This is a genomic window from Faecalibacterium sp. BCRC 81149 (assembly GCF_022750605.1).
In the GTDB taxonomy this organism is placed as follows: domain Bacteria; phylum Bacillota; class Clostridia; order Oscillospirales; family Ruminococcaceae; genus Faecalibacterium; species Faecalibacterium duncaniae.
In genome coordinates this window covers 128520-135567 of the sequence record NZ_QXJA01000010.1, presented here as the reverse complement: position 1 = coordinate 135567, position 7048 = coordinate 128520, and the positions used below count along the sequence as shown (strand labels likewise).

Sequence of the window (7048 nt, the reverse complement as noted above, 5' to 3'; positions counted from 1 at the left end):
CATTCCCCAAACCCCTTGCCTTTGGACGAGGACGAGGCAGCGGCACCGCCGCCGGAACGGACAGGAAGCCGAAAGGAAACGGCCTATCAAATCTACCGGGACCTGATTTTGGAGAACATTGAGTATGACACCCTCATCCAGAATCCCCGGATAGACCGGGAGCAGCTGGACGAAATCGTGGACATCCTGCTGGAAACGGTCTGCACTTCCCGCAAGTCCATCCGGGTGGCCGGGGACGATTACCCGGCAGAGTTGGTCAAGGCGAAATTCTTGAAGCTGGACAGCCATCACATCGAGTTCGTCATGGACTGCCTGCGGGACAACACCACCAAAGTCCGCAACATCAAGCAATACCTGCGGGCCATGCTGTTCAACGCCCCCAGCACCATCAACAGCTACTATGCGTCCCTTGTGGCGCACGATATGGCGCAGCCCGATTGGGGCCGCCCGCCCAACACCTGACCGAAAGGAGTACCCATCCATGAGAACCCTTTACCTGCGGCGGCTGGTGGTTCCACCCTAGCTGCCGCTCTGAATTTTCTGCAACAAGGAGGGATTCATATTGCAGGAAGAAGTCACCCAGAAAACCATTGCCCTGTCCATGAAAACGGGCAAGCTCACCGCCCAAGCGCTGCAAGCCGCCCTGAAAAAGTATTTGCAGCACCGGGCCAAGGGGCCAAAGCTGCACCACGGCAAGCAAAGCCTGAAACAGCTGAAAGCCCATGGTGCGGCCCTGACCAACATTGAAGTCACGGAGGCGAACATCGGGGCGTTCAAGCCCTGCGCCAAGAAGTACGGCGTGGACTTTACCTTGCGCAAGGACAAGACCACCCAGCCGCCCCACTACATCGTGATCTTCAAGGCCAAGGATACGGACAATCTGGAACAGGCGTTCCGGGAGTTCACAGCCAAAACGCTCTCCAAGGAGCAGCGGCCCTCCATCCGCAAGGTGCTGACCGCAGCCAAGCAGAAAGCGGCCCAGCAGCCGAAACGTGCGAAAGAAAAAATCAAGCAAAGGGAGCTGGAACGATGAAGCCTGAACTAAAAAAACTGCTGGTGCTGAATCTGCCATATCTGCTGTTCGTGTACCTGTTTGCCAAATGCGGGCAGACGTACCGTCTGTCGGCGGGCGCGGATGCTTCGGCCAAGCTGCTGCACCTAACGAGCGGCATCTCCGCCGCCTTTGCAAGCCCGCTGCCCAGCCTGCACCCGTTTGACCTGTGTGTGGGCGTTGTTGGGGCGGTGGCTGTCCGGCTCATCGTGTACAGCAAGGGCAAGAACGCCAAGAAGTACCGCAAGGGTGAAGAATACGGCTCTGCCCGGTGGGGCACCGCCAAGGATATTGCCCCCTACATCGACCCCAAGTTTGAAAACAACATCCTGCTGACCCAGACCGAACGCCTGACCATGACTGGGCGGCCCAAAGACCCCAAAACGGCCCGGAACAAGAATGTGCTGGTGATTGGCGGCTCCGGCAGCGGCAAGACGCGGTTTTACGTCAAGCCCAACCTCATGCAATGCTTTCCCACGTCTGATTATCCCACCTCATTCGTAGTCACAGACCCGAAAGGCACACTGGTTCTCGAAACAGGCCAAATGTTCCAGCGGGCGGGCTACCGGGTGAAAATCCTGAACACGATAAACTTTTCCAAGTCCATGAAGTACAACCCCTTTGTCTATATCCACTCGGAAAAGGATGTGCTGAAGCTGGTGAATACCCTTATTGCCAACACCAAAGGCGAGGGTGAAAAATCAGCAGAAGATTTTTGGGTGAAGTCGGAACGGCTGTTCTACACGGCTCTGATTGGCTACATCTGGTACGAGGCCCCGGCAGAGGAAATGAACTTCACCACCCTGCTGGAAATGATAAATGCCAGTGAAGCCCGCGAGGACGACCCGGAGTTTCAAAGCCCGGTGGACCTCATGTTTGAACGGCTGGAACAGAAAGACCCGGACCACTTCGCCGTCCGGCAGTATAAAAAGTTTTTGCTGTCGGCGGGCAAGACCCGTTCTTCCATCCTGATAAGCTGTGGTGCCCGTTTAGCCCCATTTGACATCCGGGAGGTGCGGGAGCTGATGGAGGACGATGAAATGGAGCTGGACACCATCGGGGATGAAAAGACGGTGCTGTTTTTGATTATGAGCGACACGGACACCACCTTCAACTTCATTCTTGCCATGCTCCAAAGCCAGCTTATCAATCTGCTGTGTGACTGTGCGGATGATAAATACGGTGGCCGGCTGCCTGTCCATGTGCGGCTGATTCTGGACGAGTTCGCCAACATCGGGCAGATTCCCAACTTCGACAAGCTGATCGCCACCATCCGCAGCCGGGAAATCTCGGCATCCATCATTTTGCAGAGCCAGTCGCAGCTGAAAGCCATCTACAAAGATGCGGCCGAAATCATTTCAGACAACTGCGATTCTGTTCTCTTTTTGAGTGGGCGGGGCAAGAATGCCAACGAGATCTCCGATGCGCTGGGGAAAGAGACTATCGACAGTTTCAACACCAGCGAGAACCGGGGCTCTCAAACCTCCCACGGACTGAACTATCAAAAATTAGGAAAGGCGTTGATGTCAGAGGACGAAATCGCAATCATGGACGGCGGCAGGTGCATCTTGCAGCTGCGGGGCGTGAGGCCGTTCTTCTCGGAAAAGTTCGACATCACCAAGCATCCGCACTACAAGTACCTTGCAGACGCGGACAAAAAGAACACCTTTGATGTGGACAGGTTCTTATCCACCCTGCGCCGGAAACGGCAGCAGGTAGTCGCGCAGGATGAAAGTTTTGACTTGTACGAAATTGACCTGTCGGACGAAAACACAGCCGAATAATTTTTATTTTTAAGTGCCGCAGAACAAGCGGCAGAAAGTGAGGACCTTATGGAATTTTTCAACAGCGCAGTCGATACTTTGCAGACCATCGTGGTCGGTCTGGGCGGTGCCCTGTGTGTCTGGGGCGGCATCAACCTGTTGGAGGGTTATGGACAGGATAACCCCGGCAGCAAGAGCCAGGGCGTCAAGCAGTTGGTCGCGGGCGGCGGCGTTGCCCTGATCGGCGTGACCCTTGTCCCGCTGCTGTCCGGGCTGCTGGGCTAACCTCAACTTATCCGTCCACCTTTGAGACCCCACCGCGCTCTCCCGCTCACATGGGAGGGCGCGGGAAAGGAGGTATCTTTGCTTGATTAGTGAGATCATCGAGAAATGGATAAAAGGCATTTTGATGCTGCACTGCGGCGACCCTATCTCTTACACAAACCTCAACTCAAAATATTGGCAGGAACATTTTTACAGCTATGGGCGTTTACCGTGACGCCAGAAAGGATTTTGTATGGCAAAAAGACTTTCCCGCATTGAGCGCGATATTGAACGGCTCAAAGAAAAAATCTCTGAATTTGCCTTGCAGGACTTCATCTGCAAGCTGCCGGCCAATCTCGTGGGCCTGCTCCGGCGTGGTTTCGCCCGGCGCAAAAGACTGTATCAGGTGGTGGGCCAGATTGTTGCCTTTCTGCATGGCTTGTGATAGCAGCAGTTCAAATTCGATGTCGGCGGTTTCATAGGAGCAGGCAAAGGAGGACACCAGCATTTTTTCATCCGTCTTGGCTGGATTCTCGATGTAGTCCAGTGCCTTTTTCAGCGTTGACTTGATAGGATGTATCTTTGTAACTGCCATATCTGCGCCAGCGCTCCTTTGATGTCCGCAACGTCTTGTGTGTACAGCGGCCCCATGCTGTTCAGCCGCCGCGCAATCTGATTGACGTTGACACCAATCTTTTGCAGTTCGGCGGTCTGCACCCGGATGTCGGTGGTGTCGATGTGGACAACATAACCATCTATCGCCATCTTTCGCAGATAGGCGGCCATATTCCGGGTTGGTATCAATTTCATTTTTTCTCGAATCAACCTCCGTTCTTCTTCCGTCACATAAAATTTGACCTGCACGGTTCGTTTTCTGCCTTCCATTCGTTTTACTCTCCTTTCCGTTTTGAGGGTTTGGGACACTTCCCAACAAGCTGTTTTGCAGAGCAAAATACGGAAGTGGGTACACACTTCCTATGCTTGCTACCGTAACTCTTTCCTCGTATTCTCCCTCTACTAATACTACAATCCTTAACAAGAGAAATGGCTTAGGCAGAATAAAATAAAAACACAAATTTCATAAAAATAAAGAAATTCACTCAAGCAAAATTCAAATAAAAAGAAGGCGTCTGGTTGGAACAAAAAAGGCCGATTGGAGCGGAAAAGACTTTTCAAGTCTGCTATAATAGTTACTGAAAACGCCGAAGGGCGCTTTCAAAAAGCCTATGAGTTAGCAAGCCCTAACTAAAAGGAGGAATTTTCAATGTCTGAAGTGAGTACGAACAAAAAACTGAAAGGAAAAGACCTTATTACCATCGGTATCTTTTCCGCAATCTACTTTGTCATCAACTTTGCCTTTATGCTTCTGGGAGGTATTCACCCTGTTCTTTGGATGCTGATGCCTGGCTTTATCGCTGTGTTTGCAGGCATTCCCTTTATGCTGATGGTCGCAAAGGTTCAAAAACCGGGTGCAGTTTTCCTGATGGGGCTTATCACGGCTCTTATCTATTTTGCCACAGGACAATTTACCCTGGTGATCCTGATCTCGATGGCTTCTACTTGCATTTTGGCTGAAGTTGTCCGAATGGTGACTAAGTATAACAGCTTCAAGGGAAATTCGATTGCCTATGTGATTTTTTCTCTGGGGATGGTTGGTTCTCCCCTTCCCATCTGGTTGTTTAAGGCCGATTTCTTGGCACAGATTACAGAACAGGGAATGCCCGCTGATTATGTTGCGGCAGTTGAAGCTCTGTCATCCAATGCAATGCTAATCGTTCTGTTTGTTGCTCCAATCATCGGTGGTATCATCGGCGCATTTATTGCCAGAGGTCTGTTCAAAAAGCACTTTGTAAAGGCAGGAATTGTGTGATGAATGGGGAGGGAAAAAAACATACATTAAGGTTCGATCCACGGACGGAATTGCTTTTGTTGGTGCTGGCAAATATTGTGGCCTTTACCCAGCACTCCGTATGGGTTGAAATTACATGGGTTATTTTTCTGCTCCTACTGATCGTTGCCTGCGGATGCCAAAAATCCGCAGGCAAACTGGCAATCGCATTTGGAATTTGTCTGGCGCTACAATACTATGTATTTCCAAACGGACCGAAAATTTTAGCCAGCAGCTTCACAATCATTGTATCTTATGCAAGAAAGATTTTCCCTTGTTTGATTGTCGGTACAATGGTATTACAGAAAACGCCCGTCCGGGAATTGATGGTTGCACTTCGGAAATGGCATATCCCGCAGGGATTGATTATTCCTTTGTCTGTAACTGTCAGATATTTTCCGGCTTTAAAAGAAGAAACCGGCTATATCCGGGATGCCATGAAGCTCCGTAATATTCATGGAGTACAAAAAATTGAATGCTTACTGGTGCCTACAATGATCTCTGCCACAACAACAGCGGAAGAATTATCCGCCGCCGCTGTTACGCGGGGGATTGAAAATCCTGCTCCTAAGACAAGCATGATTGAAATGAAATTCGGCGTGCAGGACTTTGTGTGTTTGGCAATAGGCGTTGCTTTTTGCGTAGTTTCCATTATGGTAGGATAAGGAGGTGTTTCCTATGATTGAAATTCAAAATGTATCTTTTGAATATGAGAAATCGCAGGGGACGCTTTCTCATATAGACCTGAACATTCAGCAGGGCGAGTGCATTGTTCTTACTGGTGAATCAGGCTGTGGTAAGACAACCATAACAAAACTTATTAACGGTCTGATTCCTCATTTTGTCGAGGGCGGAACCTTATCTGGTACAACGATTGTAAACGGTATGAATGTAGCTCAAACAGAAATGTACCGTTTGGCAGAACAGGTTGGTTCCGTGTTCCAAAACCCAAAATCGCAGTTCTTCAATATAGATTCTGACAGCGAGATTACTTTTGGTTTGGAAAACGCAGGCGTTGAGCCAAGGAAAATCAAAGAGCGATATGATGCTACGGTTTCTGCTCTGAAAATTCAATCGCTTTTGGGAAGAAACATTTTTTCCATGTCTGGCGGGGAAAAACAAAGTCTTGCGTTTGCCTCTGTATATGCCATGAACCCGTCCGTTTTTGTGCTGGACGAGCCGACGGCAAATCTGGATGCTGACGCGATTGACACCTTACGCCAGCAGATTATCCAGATCAAAAAAGAAGGACGGACGGTTGTTATTGCCGAACACCGCCTATATTTCCTGATGGATCTGATCGACCGGGCAATCTTCATTCAAAAGGGAAAAATCGTTCAGATATTTTCCGGGAATGAGTTTCGCAATCTTTCGGATGAGCAGCGTATCAGGATGGGGCTTAGAAGTCTTGTCCATCCTGTGCTGGAGCTGCCTCCCGCCGATCCGTCAGGAGCGCAGGAAGGCTTATCCGTAGAAAACCTTTCCTGTGCCTTTGATAAGCAGCCGGTATTCAGCGGCCTTGGCTTTTCTGCAAAACGGGGCGAAGTGTTGGGGATTGTCGGTCATAACGGCGCGGGAAAAACGACGATGACACGCTGCCTGTGTGGGCTTTTGAAAGAAGTGGATGGAACGGTCCGGCTGGACGGACAAACACTGAAAGCAAAACAGCGTAATAAGGCTAGCTTTTGTGTTATGCAGGATGTGAACCATCAGCTTTTTTCAGACAGCGTATGGAACGAATGTGAACTGGCACAGCTGGATTGTCCGTCGGAGCGGATTGAAGAAATCCTCAGATCCTTTGATTTGCTGGATTTCAAAGACCGTCATCCGATGGCCCTGTCAGGAGGTCAGAAACAGCGCCTTGCGGTGGCAACCGCTATTCTCTCCGACAAAGATGTGCTTGTCTTTGACGAGCCGACCAGTGGGCTTGACTATCATCGTATGCTGGAAGTGAGCGACATGATCCGCAAGTTGAATGATGAAAATAAAATTATCATCATTGTTTCCCATGATTTTGAGTTTTTGGGCCGGACTTGTGATAAAATATTTAATATGGAGGGATGCTCTAAAGAAAGGAGGTAG

Annotated in this window: 9 protein-coding genes and 1 pseudogene; 8 read left to right on the top strand and 2 right to left on the bottom strand. The window is 50.0% G+C overall.

The features are described from left to right. The 5 genes from D3F01_RS11725 to D3F01_RS15970 all read left to right on the top strand — a co-directional run. Window positions 1-462, top strand: a 462-nt coding sequence (locus tag D3F01_RS11725) for a DUF6017 domain-containing protein (protein WP_242888878.1), incomplete at its 5' end; no start/stop codon positions are given. Window positions 463-562: 100 nt separating this feature from the next. Further along, window positions 563-1033: a PcfB family protein gene (locus tag D3F01_RS11720; RefSeq protein WP_008982755.1), complete on the top strand. Its 471-nt coding sequence runs from the start codon at window positions 563-565 to the stop codon at window positions 1031-1033. Further along, a complete protein-coding gene (locus D3F01_RS11715) occupies window positions 1030-2835 on the top strand; it encodes a VirD4-like conjugal transfer protein, CD1115 family (protein WP_242888876.1) in 1806 nt (601 codons plus the stop codon). The genes D3F01_RS11720 and D3F01_RS11715 overlap by 4 nt, the downstream gene beginning before the upstream one ends. 48 nt (window positions 2836-2883) lie before the next feature. Then, window positions 2884-3099: a Maff2 family mobile element protein gene (locus tag D3F01_RS11710; protein WP_005922889.1), complete on the top strand. Its 216-nt coding sequence runs from the start codon at window positions 2884-2886 to the stop codon at window positions 3097-3099. An 82-nt stretch (window positions 3100-3181) separates the two neighbouring features. After that, window positions 3182-3313, top strand: coding sequence for a hypothetical protein (locus D3F01_RS15970; protein WP_278251138.1), 132 nt, complete (start codon window positions 3182-3184; stop codon window positions 3311-3313). A gap of 78 nt (window positions 3314-3391) precedes the next feature. Here the strand turns inward: D3F01_RS15970 and D3F01_RS11705 are convergent. Together D3F01_RS11705 and mobC are read right to left on the bottom strand one after the other, a co-directional pair. Further along, window positions 3392-3673: pseudogene (locus D3F01_RS11705) on the bottom strand (relaxase/mobilization nuclease domain-containing protein); the annotation flags it as partial. Then, window positions 3634-3963: a plasmid mobilization relaxosome protein MobC gene (gene mobC, locus D3F01_RS11700; RefSeq protein WP_120120743.1), complete on the bottom strand. Its 330-nt coding sequence runs from the start codon at window positions 3961-3963 to the stop codon at window positions 3634-3636. The pseudogene D3F01_RS11705 and the gene mobC, both read right to left, overlap by 40 nt. A gap of 379 nt (window positions 3964-4342) precedes the next feature. Between mobC and D3F01_RS11695 the strand changes: the two genes are divergently transcribed. Genes D3F01_RS11695 through D3F01_RS11685 form a run of 3 tightly spaced genes read left to right on the top strand, consistent with a single transcriptional unit; the run spans window position 4343 to window position 7048 of the window. After that, window positions 4343-4948 carry an MptD family putative ECF transporter S component gene (locus tag D3F01_RS11695; RefSeq protein ID WP_242888873.1) on the top strand — a complete coding sequence of 202 codons (606 nt, stop codon included), beginning with the start codon at window positions 4343-4345 and terminating at the stop codon, window positions 4946-4948. Beyond that, the gene (locus tag D3F01_RS11690) at window positions 4948-5631 is read left to right on the top strand and encodes an energy-coupling factor transporter transmembrane component T (protein ID WP_120120742.1); all 684 of its coding nucleotides are present in this window, start codon (window positions 4948-4950) and stop codon (window positions 5629-5631) included. Before D3F01_RS11695 ends, D3F01_RS11690 begins: the two co-directional genes overlap by 1 nt. A 13-nt stretch (window positions 5632-5644) precedes the next feature. Beyond that, window positions 5645-7048 (top strand): energy-coupling factor ABC transporter ATP-binding protein, encoded by a 1404-nt coding sequence (locus D3F01_RS11685; RefSeq protein ID WP_242888871.1) that lies wholly within the window; start codon window positions 5645-5647, stop codon window positions 7046-7048.